Source organism: Pseudomonas sp. MSSRFD41 (genome assembly GCF_014230245.1).
Classification (GTDB): Bacteria; Pseudomonadota; Gammaproteobacteria; order Pseudomonadales; family Pseudomonadaceae; genus Aquipseudomonas; species Aquipseudomonas piscis.
The window spans coordinates 14,675-32,477 of record NZ_JACKZK010000035.1; the positions used below are offsets into that span (position 1 = coordinate 14,675).

General features: G+C 66.5%; 15 protein-coding genes. 4 read left to right on the top strand and 11 right to left on the bottom strand.

From position 1 onward, the window contains the following. The first annotated feature begins 75 nt into the window (after nucleotides 1-75). Nucleotides 76-1,020 (top strand): alpha/beta hydrolase, encoded by a 945-nt coding sequence (locus H7A76_RS29870; protein ID WP_185701835.1) that lies wholly within the window; start codon nucleotides 76-78, stop codon nucleotides 1,018-1,020. 122 nt (nucleotides 1,021-1,142) lie between these two features. Here H7A76_RS29870 and H7A76_RS29875 read toward each other — a convergent pair whose 3' ends face one another. From H7A76_RS29875 to H7A76_RS29895, 5 genes are all read right to left on the bottom strand, one after another. Next, nucleotides 1,143-2,324, bottom strand: a complete 1,182-nt coding sequence (locus H7A76_RS29875; protein ID WP_185701836.1) for a sugar transporter — start codon at nucleotides 2,322-2,324, stop codon at nucleotides 1,143-1,145. A 120-nt stretch (nucleotides 2,325-2,444) separates the two neighbouring features. After that, complete coding sequence (locus tag H7A76_RS29880; RefSeq protein WP_185701837.1) at nucleotides 2,445-3,053, bottom strand: TetR/AcrR family transcriptional regulator; 609 nt, start codon at nucleotides 3,051-3,053, stop codon at nucleotides 2,445-2,447. A 138-nt stretch (nucleotides 3,054-3,191) separates the two neighbouring features. Next, nucleotides 3,192-4,079 (bottom strand): alpha/beta fold hydrolase, encoded by an 888-nt coding sequence (locus H7A76_RS29885; RefSeq protein ID WP_185701838.1) that lies wholly within the window; start codon nucleotides 4,077-4,079, stop codon nucleotides 3,192-3,194. A gap of 25 nt (nucleotides 4,080-4,104) precedes the next feature. Continuing rightward, on the bottom strand, nucleotides 4,105-5,160 hold the full coding sequence (locus H7A76_RS29890; protein ID WP_185701839.1) for a sugar phosphate isomerase/epimerase family protein: 1,056 nt from the start codon (nucleotides 5,158-5,160) through the stop codon (nucleotides 4,105-4,107). Between the two features lie 226 nt (nucleotides 5,161-5,386). Continuing rightward, a complete protein-coding gene (locus tag H7A76_RS29895) occupies nucleotides 5,387-7,132 on the bottom strand; it encodes an amidohydrolase (protein WP_185701840.1) in 1,746 nt (581 codons plus the stop codon). 105 nt (nucleotides 7,133-7,237) lie between these two features. Here H7A76_RS29895 and H7A76_RS29900 point away from each other — a divergent pair, with 105 nt between their 5' ends. After that, nucleotides 7,238-8,152, top strand: a complete 915-nt coding sequence (locus H7A76_RS29900; protein ID WP_185701841.1) for a LysR family transcriptional regulator — start codon at nucleotides 7,238-7,240, stop codon at nucleotides 8,150-8,152. 12 nt (nucleotides 8,153-8,164) lie between these two features. Here the strand turns inward: H7A76_RS29900 and H7A76_RS29905 are convergent, their stop codons facing one another. Beyond that, complete coding sequence (locus H7A76_RS29905; protein ID WP_085598000.1) at nucleotides 8,165-8,644, bottom strand: Lrp/AsnC family transcriptional regulator; 480 nt, start codon at nucleotides 8,642-8,644, stop codon at nucleotides 8,165-8,167. A 123-nt stretch (nucleotides 8,645-8,767) separates the two neighbouring features. On the opposite strand from H7A76_RS29905, the gene H7A76_RS29910 reads away from it, so the two are divergent. Both H7A76_RS29910 and H7A76_RS29915 read left to right on the top strand, forming a co-directional pair. After that, on the top strand, nucleotides 8,768-10,006 hold the full coding sequence (locus tag H7A76_RS29910) for a methionine gamma-lyase (protein WP_185701842.1): 1,239 nt from the start codon (nucleotides 8,768-8,770) through the stop codon (nucleotides 10,004-10,006). A 103-nt stretch (nucleotides 10,007-10,109) separates the two neighbouring features. After that, on the top strand, nucleotides 10,110-11,243 hold the full coding sequence (locus tag H7A76_RS29915; protein ID WP_185701843.1) for a branched-chain amino acid ABC transporter substrate-binding protein: 1,134 nt from the start codon (nucleotides 10,110-10,112) through the stop codon (nucleotides 11,241-11,243). Between the two features lie 73 nt (nucleotides 11,244-11,316). On the opposite strand, the gene H7A76_RS29920 is transcribed toward H7A76_RS29915, so the two are convergent. From H7A76_RS29920 to H7A76_RS29940, 5 genes are all read right to left on the bottom strand, one after another. Beyond that, nucleotides 11,317-12,717, bottom strand: a complete 1,401-nt coding sequence (locus H7A76_RS29920; RefSeq protein WP_185701844.1) for an aspartate aminotransferase family protein — start codon at nucleotides 12,715-12,717, stop codon at nucleotides 11,317-11,319. Further along, the gene (locus H7A76_RS29925) at nucleotides 12,714-14,159 is read right to left on the bottom strand and encodes an APC family permease (RefSeq protein WP_185701845.1); all 1,446 of its coding nucleotides are present in this window, start codon (nucleotides 14,157-14,159) and stop codon (nucleotides 12,714-12,716) included. Before H7A76_RS29925 ends, H7A76_RS29920 begins: the two co-directional genes overlap by 4 nt. Nucleotides 14,160-14,246: 87 nt before the next feature. Then, nucleotides 14,247-15,737, bottom strand: coding sequence for an aldehyde dehydrogenase (locus H7A76_RS29930; RefSeq protein WP_185701846.1), 1,491 nt, complete (start codon nucleotides 15,735-15,737; stop codon nucleotides 14,247-14,249). Between the two features lie 231 nt (nucleotides 15,738-15,968). Beyond that, complete coding sequence (gene argE / locus H7A76_RS29935) at nucleotides 15,969-17,132, bottom strand: acetylornithine deacetylase (RefSeq protein ID WP_185701847.1); 1,164 nt, start codon at nucleotides 17,130-17,132, stop codon at nucleotides 15,969-15,971. Continuing rightward, complete coding sequence (locus H7A76_RS29940; RefSeq protein WP_185701848.1) at nucleotides 17,125-17,802, bottom strand: DUF1028 domain-containing protein; 678 nt, start codon at nucleotides 17,800-17,802, stop codon at nucleotides 17,125-17,127. The genes argE and H7A76_RS29940 overlap by 8 nt, the downstream gene beginning before the upstream one ends. Nucleotide 17,803: the final 1 nt, after the last annotated feature.

Consider the following 17,803-nt stretch of genomic DNA (forward strand, 5'->3'; position numbering starts at 1 on the left):
ATGGCAGAAACCAGTACAGCCCGGCCGGCGACTTCTGTTAAAACGCCTCTTGAATTATTCACCGGTAGCCCCTTTATGTCCCCCTCCCTGCCCCAGCGCCTGCGTCGCCGCTGGCTCCCCCTGCTGTGCATGGCCCTGCTGGTCATTGGCCTGCCAACCAGTTGCGCGGTGCTGCAGCACAAGGAACGCCAGCTGGTGTTTCGCATCGAGCCCGGTACCGCCGGCTGGTTCCACGGCCTGCCGCAGGCGGTGCGGGAGCTGGAGCTCAAGTCCAGCCGCTTCAAGACCGGACAGAACATCCATGCCTGGTGGTGGCCGGCGCAACGCGCCGATGCGCCCGCGATCCTCTACCTGCACGGGGTGCGCTGGAACCTCACCGGCCAGCTGTTTCGCATCGAGCAGTTGCATGCCCTGGGCTACTCGGTGCTGGCCATCGACTACCGGGGGTTTGGCCAGAGCCACGGCGAGCTGCCCTCCGAGGCCAGCGTCTATGAAGATGCCCGCGTGGCCTGGGAACGCCTCGAGGTATTGCAGCCCGAGGCGGGCAAGCGCCTGATCTACGGCCACTCCCTGGGCGGCGCGGTGGCCATCGACCTGGCCGCCGAGTTGGGTCGCCAGGCCGCCAGCGAGCAGCGCCCGGTGGCCGCGCGTGGCCTGATCGTCGAATCCACCTTCACTACCCTGGGCGATGCGGCAGCGGCAGTGACCAAGACCCGCCTGCCGGTACGCTGGGTGATGTCGCAGAAGTTCGACTCCATCGACAAGATCGCCGACATCGGCATGCCGTTGCTGGTGGTCCACGGCCTCAAGGACGACTACGTCCCCGCCCGCTTGAGCCAACAACTGTTCGCCGCAGCACTGCCACCGAAAAGACTGCTGCTGGTGCCCGGCGGCACCCATAACAACAGCATGAACCTGGCCGGCAAGGACTACGCCGTGGCGATCGGTGCATTGTTGAACCACCAGCCCGCCACCGGTCTGGCCAGCCAACCTCCTGCCCGCCGGCACGAAACCCTGTAGCCGCTGTCGAGCCCGCGAGGCTGCGACACGGCCCGCAGGGCCTTCAGCGAACGCTCGACCAACACCGCTCTGGTGGCCGCTACGTGCCCGGCGAGCCTGCGGCAGCGATTACACCCAGGGCTTCATTGCGCGGTGGCGCGGGCCAGGCGCCAGCTCGACCAGCCATAGAGCATCAGCGCCAGGGCCGCCAGGGCGCCGCCGGCCACGCCGACATAGGCGAACCCCAGTTGCCCGCCGACCCAGCTGCCGAGCAAGGCGCCACCGCCGATGCCGATGTTGTAAATCCCGGAGAACATCGCCATCGCCACGTCGGTGGCGTCCGGCGCCAGGGTCAGGACCTTGGACTGCAGCGAGAGGCCGAACCCCATGATCGCCATGCCCCAGACCACGCTCAGCGCCACCAGCGACCCGACATGACCGTTGAGCGGCAGCAACAGGCCCAGGCACAGCATCAACAGGGTCACCGCCACCAGCAGGAAACCCTGGGGGCTGTGGCGGTGCAGGCGGCTGAACAGCAGCGAGCCGATGATCCCCGAGCCGCCGAACACCAGCAGCACCAGGGTCACCACGTCGCCGCCCAGGCCCGAGGCCACCTTGATGAAGGGCTCGACGTAGCTGTAGGCGGTGAACTGCGCCGTCACCACCATGGCCGTCAACACGTAGGCCGCCACCAGCGCCGGGCGCTTGAACAGCAGCGGCAGGCTGCGCAGCGAACCGGAGTTCTGGCTGGGCAACAGCGGCAAGGTACGGATCAGCCACAGCACCAGCAGTGCCGCCAGGCCGGCGATCACGCTGAAGGTGGTGCGCCAGCCCAGGGCCTCGCCCAGCAGGCGCCCCAGGGGAATGCCCAGGACCATGGCCAGCGAGGTGCCGGTGGCCAGCAGGCCGAGGGCCTGTACCTGTTTGCCCGCCGGGGCCAGGCGCACCGCCAGGGAGGCGGTGATCGACCAGAACAATGCGTGGGCCAGGGCGATGCCGATGCGACTGAGCATCAACAGGCCGAAGCTGGTGGCCAGGCTGGACAGCACGTGGCTGAGGATGAACAAGCCGAACAGCAGCGTGAGCAAGCGCCGGCGCTCGACGTTGCGGGTCAGCAGCATCACCGGCAGCGAGGTCAGGGACACCACCCAGGCGTAGATGGTCAGCATCAGCCCGACCTGTTCGCTGGCCAGGTCGAAGCTCGCGCCGATGGCGCTCAGGAGCCCGACCGGGACGAATTCGGTGGTGTTGAAGACAAAGGCGGCCAGGGCCAACGCGATGACCGACTGCCAGTTACCTTGGGGTGTCGCCTGGGGATTGCTCATGTCGGGGACGTACTACTCGTTCGAAGGTGGAGCGGATCCTGGATCCGAGAAAAAACCAGGCCCGTCTGGTAGCGCTGTCTGGCGCCCACGACGAGCGCAGCCAGGGTAATGAGTCGCAGGTTAGCCAGGGCTTACATCAAGCGCGGTATCGAGGACGCCCATGGCCAGCGCCACCACCTTGCGCAGTTGCTCGGCGCTGGCGCCATCCCGGGCTTGCACCGACAGGCCATGCAGCACCGTAGAGTAATAATCGCCCAGGGAAGTTGCATCGCCATGACCTGCCAGTTCCCCCGACTGCACCGCCACCTGCAGCCGCTGGACGATGCTGGCGGTGCGCGCCCGCCGGTGCTCGGCCAGCCACTGGCGCACGCCGTCGTTGTCGCTGGAGCAGTTCACCGCCGAGGACACCACCATGCAGCCCAGGGGCTGGCCTGGCCGGGTATAGAGTTGCACGGCCTCATTGAGCAGGCGGGCGATGGCGGCTCGGGCACTGGGCTCTTCGGCCAGGGCCCGATCGGCGAAACCACCCTCTTGGCTCTCGTACAGCTCGATGGCTTCGCGAAACAGCGCCTCCTTGGAACCGAAGGCAGCGTAGATCCGTGCCGAGGCGATGCCCAGCGCAGCCACCAGGTCGGCCATGGAGGTGGTTTCGAAACCACGGGCCCAGAACAGTTCGAGCGCCTGGCGCAACGCCTGGTTGCGGTCGAATTCGCGGGGTCTTCCAGCCATGGGAGTCAGGTATCTCGTCAGGATGAGCGGCGATCGGTGTGGCCCGATCGCCGGCCGGCACGGGGCGCCGGGACGAAATGATATTAGATTTGCGCGCTCCCCGGGCCATTTTCCCTGCCCGGGGACGACGGTCGAGGCTCAGCCCGCCTGCTCTTCCAGGAACGGCAGCAAGTGGCCAAGGAAAGCCTCTGGCGCCTCCTCCATGATGAAGTGCCCGCAGTCCGGCACGATGGCGCCACGCAGATCGCTGGCCCGGCCCTGCAGGGTCAGCAGCGGAGCATCGTTGGTAGCGTGCTCGGCGCCGATGGCCAGCACCGGCATTGCCAGCAACCGTTCGGCGCGCTGCTGGTTCTGGCGCACAGTCTCGGGAATCGCCCGGTAGTAGGCGAAGCCCGCACGCAGGCCACCCGGCACAGCATAGGCCTGGATGTACTCCTCGGTGGCCACTGCATCGCGGCGGTGGGACCACTTGTCGAAGATGTAGTTGAGGTAGACCCGCTCGCGGCCGGCGATCAGCGCTTCCGGCAAATCGCGCAACTGGTTGAACATGAAGTGCCAAAGAAAGATGTTCTGCCCCGGCTCGACGAAGATCGGCGGCGCCTCGGCCAGCCCCGGGATCACCGCCTCGGTCAGCGCCAGGCGCTCCACCGCCTCGGGCCGGTCGCTGGCCAGGGCGTAGGCGACCCACATGCCTACGTCATGGCCGACCACGCTGTAGCGTTCGAACCCCAGCTGCTCCATCACTCGGTGCAGCACATCGGCCACGGCGCCGGTGTCGTAGCCGTGCTCCGGGCGATCGGATTGCCCGGTGCCCGGCGGGTCCACGGCGATGGCCTGGAAGCCCCGGGCGGCCAGGGCCTGGATCACCTCGCGCCAGGCGTACCAGGTCTGCGGCCAGCCGGGAATCAGCAGCACCGGCCGGCCACTGCCGGCACTGACGCAATGGATCCGCTGGCCGTCGATGCGCACGTAGCGATGGGCCAGGCCGTTGGCATCGACCTGGGTGTTGTCGGTAAAGGCATTCATCAATAGTGATCTCCGTGGGCAAGGTTCAGGCGATGCCGAGCATGGCGTCGATCTGTTGGCGGTCGATGCGGGCACCGGCGAAGTCGTCGAAGATCCGTTCGGTGACGCGGATCATGTGGCGGTTGATGAACTCCACGCCTTCCCGGGCGCCGTCCTCCTGGTCCTTGAGGCAGCACTCCCACTCCAGGGTCGCCCAGCCGCCATAGTCGTATTGCGCCAGCTTGGAAAAGATCCCCTTGAAATCCACCTGGCCGTCGCCGAGCGAACGGAACCGCCCGGCCCGCTCGACCCAGGCGCTGTAGCCGCCGTAGATGCCCTGGCGACCGCTGGGATTGAACTCGGCATCCTTGACGTGAAACATGCGGATGCGCTCGTGGTAGATGTCCAGGTACGCCAGGTAGTCCAGTTGCTGCAGCACGAAGTGGCTGGGATCGAAAAGGATGTGGCAACGCGGATGCCGGTCCACCAGGTCGAAGAAGCGCTCGAAGCTGGTGCCGTCGTGCAGGTCCTCGCTGGGGTGGATCTCGTAGCACAGGTTGACCCCTTGCTCGTCGCAGGTGTCGAGGATCGGCCGCCAGCGCCGCGCCAGTTCGGCGAACGCGGTCTCGATCAGGCCGTCGGGGCGCTGGGGAAAGGGAAACAGATAGGGCCAGGCCAGCGAGCCGGAGAAAGTGCCCATGTCAGCAAGCCCCAGGCGCCGGGAAGCCCGCGCCGCCAGTTGCATGCGTTCCATGGCCCAGTCGGTGCGCGCCTTGGGATTGCCGCGCAGGGCCTGGGGGGCGAAGTTGTCGCACATCGCGTCGTAGGCCGGGTGTACCGCCACCAGCTGGCCGAAGATGTGGGTGGTCAGCTCGCTGATCACCAGGCCGTGCTCGGCCAGTTGGCCCTTGACCTCATCGCAGTAGTCCTGGCTGTGCGCCGCCGTGGCGACATCGAACAGCCGCTCGTCCCAGGCCGGGATCTGCAACGCCTTGAAGCCCAGGTCGGCGGCCCAGCGGGCGATGCCCGGCAGATCGTTGAATGGCGCCGTGTCGGCGCTGAACTGCGCCAGGTGCAGGCTGGGGCCCTTGAGGGTTTTCATCGAACGCTCCTATTATTTGTCGATTGACAAAGAATAGGAACAAGCCGCTGCCAACGTCAACCGTTCAAGCGCCGGACAGGCCATGGCGCAGGCCTTCGCCGCCACCGGGAAAAACGCCAGGGCCCAGGTCGATCAATGTCTCCAGCATCATCGACGGAGCCTGATCGCCGGCTGAAAAAAAGCCCGCGAACAGGGTCGCGGGCCGCTTTGGTGCAATGGCCTGAGGTCATTCGCCCGGACGGCGGTAGACCTCGCGACCGGCGAAATAGGTGCTCAGCACCTGGGTGCCGGCCAACTGCTCATCGGGAACCTGGAACACATCGCGATCGAGCACAATCAGGTCGGCCTGCTTGCCCGGGACCAGGCTGCCGATCTGCTGCTCCAGACCGATGGCGCGGGCAGCATTGCGGGTGTAGGCATAGAACATGGCCTGGCGGTCGATACCCTCGTTCTTGTTCAACACCCCCTTGGGACCCTTGCGACTGACCGCCTGGGCGATGGCCTTCCATGGCTCGGGCGTGCTCACCGGCCAATCGCTGGCACCGGCGAGGGTGGCGCCGTTCTTCAACAACGAGCGCGCCGGGTACATGAACTGAAACTGCATGGCCGTGATGTAGGGCTTGAGCAGGTCGATGCTCAGCTCATCGGCGGAAGCCCAATACAGCTGCATCGAGGCGATCACGTCCAGCGGCTTGAAGCGCGCGAATTCCTTGGGATTGACCATTTGCAAGTGGGTGATCGAGTGCACCACGCCGCTATGGCGCTGGCGCCGGGCTTGCTCGATGCCGTTGAGCGCCTCACGCACCGCGCGATCGCCGATGGCGTGCACATGCACCAGCCAGCCACGGGCGTCGGCGGCGCTGACCAGCTCGCCGAAATGCGCCGGGTCGATCAGCAGCTCGCCGCCCTTCTGCGAGTTCTTGTAGGGCGTCAGCAACGACGCGGTCTGGGCCGGAAACTCGGCGACGCCATCGGCGAAGATCTTGATCCCCGGCAAGCTCAGGTTGGGCACATCGAGAAATTGCCGGCGTACCTGGTCCAGTACCGCAAGGTCCGCTGGCCGGCTCTTGGGATTGGCCACCATCAACGCGGCGACCCGCAGCTCCAGTTCGCCTTTCTCGGCCAGCGCCTTGTACACCGGCAAGACGCCCACGGTCTGGGCCGTGGGCTGCATCGCGAACAGCGCGTCACTGGGTACCGCGTTGGCCGCCGGGTCCATCAGCGCGGTGATGCCCAGGCTGTGGTTCAGGTCCCTGGCGGCGCGCCCAGCGTCGAGCATCTGCTCGAAACTCGGCGCCGGTACCTGGGAGGTCAGGGCCGAGAGCCCGGCATCGGCAACGAAGCCATTGGGCGTGCCATCGGGATGATGACCGATGGTCGCCACCGCCTCGCCCGTCAGCGCCTTGACCCGCTGGGCGTCGATGCCGGCACGCTTGAGCATGGCGCGGTTGGCCCAGCCCGTGTGGTAGTCCCAGCCGACGAACAGGATCGGTGTATCCGCCCACTCGCCCTGGTTGAAGCGTTGCTCCAGCGCATCCACCTGGCTCCAGTAGGTGGATGGAAAACCGCTGACGCTCAGGGTATCGCCATGGCGCGCCTTGCCGTCGTCGCGCCAGCCGCGCAGGCGCCGCTCCAGTTCATCCAGCGGCAACTGCTGGCTTTCCAGGTCCGCGGCCTTGAGCTTGAGACCGCCGAAGATCGCGTGGCTGTGGCTGTCGATGAAGCCGGGCATCAGCACCTTGCCCTGCAAGTCGACCACCTGGGTGCCGGCCGCCTTGAGTGCCAGCACCTGGGCGTCGCTGCCGACCTTGACGATCCGCCCCTGCTCCACCGCTATCGCCTGCTGCAGGGGCTGGCCCTGCTCGGCGGTGAACACCTTGCCGTTATGCAGCAGCAGGTCCACCGCCGCCAGGCTCGGCAGCGATGTGCAAGCCAGCGCCGAGGCCAGCGTGATCTTCAGAGCGTTTTTCATTGTCGTTGGCACCCCTTGGTCAGAATGACCACGAGACTAGCCAAGCCCGGGGGGATTTAAGAATACTGCGCCGAGCAACTCATTCTTTCCAAAGAGGCAAGACCCATGGACCAACTGGGCGCCATCAGCATGTTCGTCGCCACCGCCGACCAGGGCAGCTTCACCCGCGCCGCCGCCTGCCTGGGCAAGACCACCTCGGCCCTGACCAAGGCGGTGACGCACCTGGAGACCCAACTGGGCACGCGGCTGTTCGAACGCTCCACGCGCCGCATCGCCCTGACCGAGGCCGGGCATCTCTACCTGGCCAGTGCTCGCCAGGTGCTGTTCCAACTGCAACAGGCCCAGGAACACATCGACCAGCTGCAACAGGAAATGTGCGGCACCTTGCGCCTGGTGGCACCGCCCTCCTTCGCCCCGGCCTTTCTCAACGCGGTGTGCTACCGCTTTCTCGAGCTCTACCCGCAGATGCGCCTGGAAGTGGAGCTGACCGACGAGTTCGTCGACCTGCTCGCTGGCGGCTACGACCTGGCGGTGCGCGACGGCCCGGTGGACCTGCCGGACCTGATCGCCCGGCCGCTGACCGCCAACCGCATCCTGCTCTGTGCCAGCCCGCGCTACCTGCAACGCAAGCCGCTGGCGGTGACAGCGCAGACCTTCCACGAACACGACTGGCTGATCTTCCGCCACCCGGCGCTGAACCCGCACTTCTGGCGCTTCAGCCTCGGGGGCCAGCAGCATCGAGTGGCCCAGCCCGTGCCACGGCTGGCCAGCGACAACTACGATTTCCTGTTCGGCGCGCTGCTGGCCGGCCTGGGCCTGCAACTGTGCCCGCAGTGGAGCGCGGCGCCCTACCTGCAACGCGGCGAACTGGTGCAACTGCTACCGGAAGCGGTGCTCGATCCGGAGCAGTTCGGCCCGCGGATCCACGCGATCTACCCGGTGCACCGGCGGCAAACGCGCAAGCACCAAGCGTTCATCGAATGTCTGAAAGAGCACCTGGACCAGCAGCACTTGCACTGATCCGCACTGCCGTCAGCCGCCTTGCTGCAGCACCGGGATCAACCGCGCCGGCTTGACCGACTTGAACGAGAAACTGGAGTAGATCTCCTTGACCGCCGGCAGGGTCTGCAGCACCTCGCGGGCGAACTCGCCGAAGGACTCCAGGTCCCTGGCCAGCACCTCGAGGAGAAAGTCATAACGCCCGGAAACGTTGTGGCAGGCGATGATCTCGGGGATGTCCAGCAGCCGTTGCTCGAAGGCCCGGGCGGTCTCGCGGGAGTGGGATTCCATCATCACGCTGACGAACGCGGTGACGCCATAACCCAGGGCCTTGGGCGAAAGGATCGCCTGGTAGCCGGTGATCACCCCGCTCTCTTCCAGGAGCTTGACCCGGCGCCAGCAGGGAGAGGTGGTGAGCGCGACACTGTCGGCCAGTTCGGCGGTGGTCAGCCGCGCGTTGTCTTGCAGCGCGACCAGCAGGGCTTTGTCGGTACGATCCAGGCCAGCGGGCATATCTTGCCTCTTAATCTTGTTTTTATGGTTTTTTATTCCAATCGAGCGCTTTTACAGGGGTCAGATTAGAAAATATTGCGCCGGATTTGAGCATAGCATTAGAGCAAATCCGGAGCGTCCACCATGAACAATAAAAACAGCGACCTTGGTTTTTCCACCCGCGCCATCCATCACGGCTACGACCCCCAGCAACACCAGGGTGCGTTGATCCCGCCGATCTACCTGACGTCCACTTTCACCTTCGCCACCGCCGAATACGGCGCCGGCTGCTTTGCCGGCGAAGAGCCCGGCTATTTCTACACCCGTATCGGCAACCCGACCCTGGCCCTGCTGGAAGCCCGCATGGCCGACCTGGAACACGGCGAGGCCGCGGTGGCCTTCGGCTCCGGCATGGGGGCCATCGCCGCCACCCTCTGGACCTTGCTGCGTCCGGGGGACGAGATCCTGGTCAACCGTACTCTCTACGGCTGCACCTTCGCCCTGCTGCACCACGGCCTCGGTGAATTCGGGGTCAAGGTGCGCCATGTGGACATGACCGAGCCAGGCCAGTTGCAGGCCGCCATCAGCCCCGACACGCGGGTGATCTACTTCGAATCGCCAGCCAACCCCAATATGCAATTGGTCGACATCGCCGCCGTGGCCGCGATCGCCCACCAGTACCGCGACCTCACCCTGGTGGTGGACAACACCTACTGCACGCCCTACCTGCAGCGCCCCCTGGAACTGGGCGCCGACCTGGTGCTGCATTCGGCCACCAAGTACCTGAGCGGCCACGGCGACATCACCGCCGGCATCGTCGTCACCCGCCAGGAGCTGGCACAGAAGATCCGCCTGCAAGGCCTGAAGGACCTGACCGGCGCCGTGCTGTCGCCCCAGGATGCCTTCCTGCTGATGCGTGGGCTCAAGACCCTGGCCCTGCGCATGGACCGCCACTGCGCCAACGCCCTGGCCGTGGCCCGCTACCTGGAGGCGCACCCGCTGGTGCAGTGGGTGGCCTACCCCGGCCTGCCGTCCTTCGCCCAGTACGCCCTGGCCCGGCAACAGATGAAATTGCCCGGCGGCATGATCGCCTTCGAACTCAAGGGTGGCCTGGCCACCGGCACCCGTTTCATGAATGCCCTGCAACTGTTCAGCCGGGCGGTGAGCCTGGGAGATGCCGAGTCCCTGGCCCAGCACCCGGCGAGCATGACCCATTCCACCTACAGCCCCGAGGAGCGCGCCGAGCACGGCATCGCCGAAGGCCTGGTACGCCTGTCGGTGGGCCTGGAGGACATCGACGACCTGCTGGCCGACCTCGACCAGGCCCTGGAGGCCTGCGCCGCCACCGCACCGCTGCTGGCCTTCGGCAAGGCGCTGCCCTGAACCGGGCCAGCGGCAATCCACCATCCGGATGGCCGCCGAGCCGGCCATCCCTGCAACACCGGCAACACCCTTAGAACCGTTACCCACAGGAGTGGAACCCACAATGAGTCGTATCAATAACAAAGCCACCCAACTGCTCAGCGCCATGATCCTCGCCGGTCTCGCCTGCCATTCCCTGGCCGCCGACACCATCCGGATCGGCATCGCCGGGGCCAAGACCGGCCCGGTGGCGCAATACGGCGACATGCAGTTCAGCGGCGCGCGCATGGCCATCGAGCAGATCAACGCCAAGGGCGGCGTCGACGGCAAGCAGCTCGAAGCCGTTGAATACGACGACGCCTGCGATCCCAAGCAAGCGGTGGCCGTGGCCAACAAGGTGGTCAACGACGGCGTCAAGTACGTGGTCGGCCACCTGTGCTCCAGTTCCACCCAACCGGCCTCGGACATCTACGAGGACGAAGGCATCGTGATGATCACCCCGGCCGCCACCAGCCCCGAGCTGACCTCCCGTGGCTACAAGATGGTGTTCCGCACCATCGGCCTGGACAACGCCCAGGGCCCGGCGGCGGCACGCTACATCGCCAAGCTCAAGCCCGCCAACGTCGCCGTGCTCCACGACAAGCAGCAGTACGGTGAAGGCATCGCCAGCTCGGTCAAGGACATCCTTGGCAAGGAAGGCATCAAGGTGGCGATGTTCGAGGGCATCAACGTCGGCGAGCGCGACTACTCCTCGCTGCTGACCAAGCTCAAGCAGGCCAATGTCGACTTCGTGTACTTCGGCGGCTACCACCCGGAAATGGGCCTGCTGCTGCGCCAGGCCAAGGAAAAGGGCCTGACCGCGCGCTTCATGGGGCCCGAGGGCGTGGGTAACGACTCCATCTCGCAGATCGCCAAGGATGCCTCCGAAGGCATGCTGGTGACCCTGCCCAAATCCTTCGACCAGGACCCGGCCAACAAGGCGCTGGTAGAAGCCTTCGAAGCCAAGAAGGAGAACCCCAGCGGCCCGTTCGTGCTGCCGTCCTACTCGGCAGTGCAGGTGATTGCCGGCGCCATCGCCGCAGCCAAGAGCGAAGATCCGGAGAAGGTCGCCGAGGCGATCCACGCCGGCACCTTCAAGACCCCGACCGGGGACCTGAGCTTCGATGAAAAAGGCGACCTCAAGGACTTCAAGTTCGTGGTCTACGAATGGCACTACGGCAAGCCCAAGACCATTGCCGGGGAGAACGCCGGCCTCTGACCGGCACTGCGAGGTGCCCCGTGCACCTCGCTGCAACCAATGGTGCCGGCCGCACAGGCCGTCACCGTCCATGCTAGGCCCCGGGCAACTGCCCCGCCGCCAGTTCCTGCGCGGTGCGCTCCAGCGCCCGACGGGTCTTGTCCACCAGCTCATCGATGTCCGCCCGGGTCGCCACCAGGGCCGGCGCCATGATCATCCGGCCCAGGGTCGAGCGAATGATCACCCCCTCCTCGAAACCCAGGGTGCGACAGCGCCAGGCGATGTCGTTCTCGTTGGCGAAACGCTGGCGGCTGGCCTTGTCCCTGGCGAACTGCAAGGCGGCCACCAGGCCGGTGCCCTGGATTTCGCCAATCAGCGGATGATTGCCGAACACTTCCCGCAGGCACTGCTGCAAGTACGGGCCGGTATCGTCGCGGACCCGGTCCACCACGCCCTCGTCGCGCAGGGCCTTGAGGTTGGCGATGGCCACGGCGGCCGCCACCGGGTGCCCGGAATAGGTCAGGCCGTGGGCGAACACGCCACCCTGCTCCACCAGCACCTGGGCGATGCGCTTGCCCAGCACCAACCCACCCATGGGCACGTAGCCGCTGGTCAGGCCCTTGGCGATGGACAGGGTATCGGGCTCGAAACCGAAGTGCTGGTGGGCGAACCACTGGCCGGTACGCCCGAACCCGCCGATCACCTCGTCGGCGCACAGCAGTACGTCGTACTGGCGGCAGATGCGCTGGATCTCTGGCCAGTAGCTTTGCGGCGGGAAGATCATGCCCCCTGCGCCCTGGAAGGGTTCGGCGATGAACCCGGCGACGTTCTCGGCCCCCAGTTCGAGAATCTTCTGCTCCAACTGCCGGGCGCAACGCAGGCCGAACTCGGCCGGGCTCAAGTTGCCCTCATGGGCGAACCAGTAGGGTTCGTCGATATGCGCGACATCCGGAATCAGCCCGCCCATTTCATGCATGAACTTCATGCCGCCCAGGGCCGTGGCTGCGAGTGTCGAGCCGTGATAGCCGTTCCAGCGGCCGATCATCACCTTCTTCTGCGGCTGGCCGAGGATCTGCCAGTAGCGGCGCACAGTGCGGATCAGCACCTCATTGGCCTCGGAACCGGAATTGGTGTAGATGGCGTGGCTGTAGTGCCCCGGCAACAGGCTGAACAGCAGCTCGGACAACTCCACCACCGCCGGGTGGGTGGTGTGGAAGAACATGTTGTAGTACGGCAACTGTTCGAGCTGGGCCGTGGCCGCGGCCGCCAGGTCCTTGCGGCCATAACCGAGGTTGGTGCACCACAGGCCGGACATACCGTCCAGGTAGCGCCTGCCGTCGTTATCCCAGAGCTGCAAGCCTTCACCCCGGACGATCACTCGCGGACCTTCGGCATTCAGGGCCTTTTGGTCGAGGAACGCATGGATATGGTGCGCTGCGTCCAGATCCTGGTAGTCCCGGGTGCTGCGTTGCGGCTGGGGAGTATAAGCACTCATGGTCGTTCTCCTGCACTGTAGGTGGATTGCTCGGAAGGGCTTGTCGGGGCGGCCGGCGCCAAGGGCTCCGGGGTGAACAGCGGCTTGTGCATCACCCGCTTGACCCAGAGCACGGCGATCAACGAGATGATCCCCAGCACCACCCCGGCGCTGCCGAAGATCCGCGCAGTCATCTCCGGCGCCGGCGAAGCGTGGTAGATCGCGAACAGCATGCCGCCGATGCCCACCACCTGGGGCCAGGGATAGAACGGCGAGCGGAACGGCCGGGGCGCGTCCGGATAGCGCCGGCGCAGGGCGATCACGTCGATGTGCACGATGATGTAGGCCAACAGCCAGGCCAGGGCCGCGGCCAGCAACAGCAGGCTGACCGAATCCGGGTCCTGGCCCAGCAACAGGATCGGCAGGCCGGTGATGGCGGCGATGAACAGCACCGCCACCCAGGGCGCGCGGGTACGCCGGCTCAAGCGCTTGAACTGAGGGAAGGCCTGGCCGTTGTGGGCCATGCCGTAGAGCATGCGGGGCAGCGCCGCCAGGGACGAGTTGACCGTGCTGCAGGTGGCGGTGAGCACCGCACCCACCAGGAACGCCTTGCCGGCCTCGCCGAACACCGTGGTGGCGAACAGGAAATGCGGCAGCGGATCGCTCGCCAGCCGGTCCCGGGGGATGCACAGCAAGGCGCCCAGGCAATACAGGGTGATCACCAGGAAGATCAGGCTCAGGCCGATGATCATCGAGCGCGGGATATTGCGCTCCGCCCGCTTGGTCTCCTCCACCAGCGGGCAGACGAACTCGGCGCCGACGAAGCCCCAGATGGCCATCGCCGCCAGGGCCAGCGCCCCGACGCCCATGGGGTTCCAGCCCTGGTCCAGGGGCAGTTGCAGGTCGGCCTGGGGACTGCCGATGGCCCCCAGGCCCAGGGTCAGCAAGATCACCACCATCACCACCGCCAACACCGTCTGCAGCTTGGCGAACACGTCGATGCCCAGCAGGTTGAGCACGGTGAAGGTGCCCAGCACGCCATAGGCCACCAGCATGGGCGGCAGCGCGCCGGGGTAGACCTTGCCGATGATCAGGTCCAGGAGCAGCAGCTCGGCGGACAGGGCGAACATCGCCACCACCATGTAGCCGGAGAAGGTCGCGAGGATCGCCGGGAAGTGCCCGATGGCCACCTCGGTGTAGCTGCTCAGGCTACCGGCCCGGGGCACCAGCAGCGCCAGTTCGGAAAACGACAAGGCATAGGTCAGGGCCAGCAGGTAGCCCAGCAGCAGCGGGATGAAGAACCCCATGCCGGCCATGCCTGCGCCTTGCAGCATCATCACCATCACGCCCTGGGACACCACCAGGCCCACGGCCACCGAGATCAGCGAGCCCAGGCCCAGGACCCGGCGCAAACCACCCTTGGCGGCGGAACCCGTGGCCCCGTCCAAGACATTCGTCGTCATGCCACATACTCCGTTCTTATTGTTGTGAACCTGCCACCGAAGGCAGGCGATAGGGTGCCGCTCGGCACCGCAAGGCACCCGCGCCGCTCAGCGCAACTGGATCCAGGTGGTCTTGAGCTGGGTGTATTTATCGAAGGCATGCAGCGACAGGTCGCGGCCGAAACCCGACTGCCGGGCACCGCCAAAGGGCACGGTGACGTCCAAGGCATCCACGGTGTTCACCGACACGGTGCCGACCCGCAGCTGCCGGGCCACCCGATGGGCCCGGTTGAGGTCGTCGGTCCACAGCGAGGCCGCCAGACCATAGACGCTGTCGTTGGCCAGGGCGATGGCCTGTTCCTCGCTGTCGAATGCGCTCACCGCCAGCACCGGGCCGAACACCTCTTCGCGGGCGATGCTCATCTGCGGCTGGACACCGGTGAAGATGGTCGGCTCGATGTAGTTGTCGCTGCCATCGATAGACAAGCGCCGACCGCCACAGGCCAACTGCGCGCCCTGCTCCCGCGCCCGCTCGATATGGGCCATGACACTGGCCGCCTGGCGTGCATCGACCATGGCCCCGGCGCGGCTGGCCGGGTCCAGGGGATTGCCGGGGCGCCAGTCCCGGGCCTTGGCCAGCAGGCGCTCGACGAATTCATCGTGGATGCTGCGCTGCACCAGCAACCGCGAGTTGGCCGAGCACACCTCGCCCTGGTTGTAGAAGATGCCGAACGCGGCCTTCTCGGCGGCCAGGTCCAGGTCCTGGCAATCGGCGAACACCAGGTTCGGGCTCTTGCCGCCACACTCCAGCCAGACCTGCTTGAGGTTGGACTGCGCCGAATACTGCATGAAGTACTTGCCCACCTCGGTGGACCCGGTAAATACCAGGCAGTCCACATCCGGGTGCAAGCCCAGGGCGCGCCCGGCCTCGGGCCCCAGGCCCGGTACCACGTTGAGCACGCCTTCGGGCAGACCGGCCTCCAGGGCCAGCTCGGCCAGGCGCAGGGCCGAGAACGGCGATTGCTCGGCGGGCTTGAGCACCACCGAGTTGCCCGCGGCCAGGGCCGGTGCCAGCTTCCAGGCGGCCATGTCCAGGGGATAGTTCCAAGGCACCACCGCAGCGACCACCCCCAGTGGCTCGCGGCGGATGCTGACATGGCTGTCGGCCGCGCCGGGGGCTACCTGGTCGTAGAGTTTGTCGATGCTCTCGGCGTACCAGGCAAAGACATTGGCGGCGCCCGGCACGTCGATGTTCCAGGCGTCCATCACCGGCTTGCCCATGTTCAGCGAATCCAGCAAGGCCAGCTCTTCACGATGGGCGAGTATCGACTCGGCCAGGCGCAGCAGGACCTGCTTGCGTTGCCCCGGCGCCATGCGTGCCCAGGGGCCATGCTCGAACGCCCGGCGCGCCGCGGCCACCGCCAGGTCTACCTCGCCGGCACCGCAGGCGCTGACCCGGGCCAGTAACTGGCCGGTGGCAGGGTTGATCGCATCGAAGGTGGCACCGGATGCCGCCGGCAAGCGCCGACCGCCGATCAGCGCCTGGTCTATGAATGTCTGTTGGGCAGCCCGTTGCTGCCAGTAACGAAGATCGAACACGCTGCATGCCCTCGTCGGCCGTTGCGACGGCCTGGTTGTTATAGGAGTTCAAGGCGATGGTGCGTCACTGGGGAGCGGAGGAAAAATACTAAAAATATGCTCCAGTCCCATGAAAAAACTCTGTAGCAAGATAAGCCTCGACACCCCGTCGCAGAGCGCTCGCGGACGACTGCCAGGGCTTGAGGCAGCAGGCTGCGCGGGGCTGTGCTGGGGTCGGTAACCGAGGTCGATTCAGGCCGGTTGCGCCAGCCAGTCCGCCAGGCGCAGCAATAGCGCATCACAGGCCGCGAGCTGCTCCAGGCTGATGAACTCATCCGGCTTGTGCCCCTGGTCCATGCTGCCCGGCCCGCAGACCACCGTGGGGATGCCGGCCTCATGGAACAAGCCGCCCTCGGTGCCGAAAGCCACGGTGCTGAACTCCCGGGAACCACTGAGCAGCGCCAGCAGTTCGGCAGCCTCGCTGTCGGGCGCGGTGGCCAGCCCCGGATAGGCACTCAAGGGCTGCAGGTCGATGGCGGTATCGGCGTGCACGGCGCGCATACCGGGCAGCAACTGCTGCTCGGCATAGTCCTGCAGCTCATCCACCACCTGCCGGGGATCGAAGCCCGGCAGGGTGCGCACCTCGAAATCGAACTGGCAATCCTGCGGCACGATGTTCAGTGCCCGACCGCCACGGATGATGCCGGTCTGCAGTGTGGTGAAGGGCGGATCGAACCGTCGGTCATGGTGTTGCGGCTGCGCCAGGCGGGTGCCGATCTCCCCGAGCTTGCCGATCAACTGCGCCGCGTACTCGATGGCGTTGACCCCCTGGGGCGCATAGGCCGAATGACAAGCGGCGCCCCGGACCTGGCAGCGCATGGCCAGCTTGCCCTTGTGCCCCAGCACCGGCCGCAGCTCGGTGGGCTCGCCGATCAGGCACAGCAACGGCCGGTGCGCTCGGGCCTGCAAGCGGGCGAGCATCGGCCTTACGCCGAGGCAACCCACCTCCTCGTCATAGGAAAACGCCAGGTGCACGGGTAGCCGCAGCGGCCGCCGGAGCAAGGCCGGCACCGCCGCCAGCACGGCGGCGATGAACCCCTTCATGTCCGCCGTGCCACGCCCGTACAGGCGCCCTTCATGCTCGCTCAGCACGAAAGGCTCCACCGTCCAGGCCTGGCCATCCACCGGGACCACGTCGGTGTGGCCGGAGAGCACGATGCCGCCACGGTCGTCGGGACCGATGCTGGCGAACAGGTTGGCCTTGGTGCGCTCGGGGTTGTAGATCAGCTCGCTGTCGACCCCGAGGCCCGCCAGGTAATCGCGGATGAAGGCGATCAGCTCCAGGTTGGAGTCACGACTGACCGTGGCGAAGCCCACCAGCCGTGCCAGCAGTTCGCGGCTCGACGGCTCATTCATTGCCCGGCACTCCATAGCTGGGGGCCGCCGTGGGGTCCAGGGCCCGGGTCAGGTAGTCCTGCATCTGCGGGCGATAGGCTTGCCACAGGTCATTGAGCTGGCCGATGGGGTCTTCCTCGGCCCAGTCCACCCGCAGGTCGACCACGGGCCAGGTCAGGTCGTCCACCACCATCAGCGCCGCCGAATGCACCGGCCCGGCCTCGCCGCCGGCGCGCATCGCGGCGTGCATCGCCGCCAGCAAGCGTTCGGCGAGCATCCCCGGGGTGCCCTCGAAGGCTTGGACCATGGCCTCGATAACCTCGGTCCCGGCCAGCAGATTGCCGGCCGCCACGCACTGCTCGCCCGCCAGGGCGTTGTGGGTGCCCAGGGCCTGCTGGCCGCTGAACAGCGCGGTGCGCCCCTGGTCGTCGATTACCGTGACCTGGCGGTACTGGCTCCAGCCATTGCGCCCCAGGGCCTGTTGCAGCGCCTGCTGCGGTTCCAGCTTGTGGTTTTCCAGCAGGTCGAGGATCTGCGGCCCCAGGGCCGGCAGGGTGACATTCTGGGTGGCTACCGCCCCGACCCCGGCCCGCACCCAGGGACAGCGCGCGCCCACGGCGATGCTCGAGGAACTGATGGCAATCCCTAGCTGGCCGGTTTCGGCGCAGCGCCCAACGATGGAAAAAGTCATG